The sequence below is a fragment of the Cupriavidus sp. 05T313 genome (assembly GCF_056396665.1).
Genome location: NZ_JBFTLX010000695.1, coordinates 1 through 386, shown reverse-complemented (window position 1 = coordinate 386; position 386 = coordinate 1). Strand labels below are relative to the sequence as shown.

Sequence of the window (386 nt, the reverse complement as noted above, 5' to 3'; positions counted from 1 at the left end):
ATACTGGACGAAGCGGAAGGGACCCGTGCCGATGGGCGCGGTATTGGCCGGATTTTCCAATACGCTGGTGCCTTCGAACTTATGGCGTGGCACCACGTAGCCCAGGTCGCACAGCGCGCGCAGCAGCAGCTCGATCGGCATCGGGCGGGAATAGCGGAACACCGCGGTCTGCGCATTGGGCGTGTCGACGGCTTCCAGGTACAGGTGCAGCGCGGTGCCGTAGTTCAGGTGCTTCTTCCACAGTTCCAGCGCGTTGTACTGCACGTCGGCCGAGGTGAAGGGCTTGCCGTCATGCCAGGTGACACCCTCGCGCAGCTTGAAGGTAATGGTCTTGCCGTCCGGCGAGCTGCTCCAGCTGGTGGCTAGCACGGGTGCCGGCCTGCCGC

The 386-nt window shown here is 64.5% G+C and carries 1 protein-coding gene; it reads right to left on the bottom strand.

Going from position 1 to position 386, the window contains the following annotated elements:
• On the bottom strand, window positions 1-369 hold a 369-nt coding region (locus tag AC1DKD_RS42420; RefSeq protein WP_477144893.1), incomplete at its 3' end, for an ABC transporter substrate-binding protein.
• Window positions 370-386: the final 17 nt, after the last annotated feature.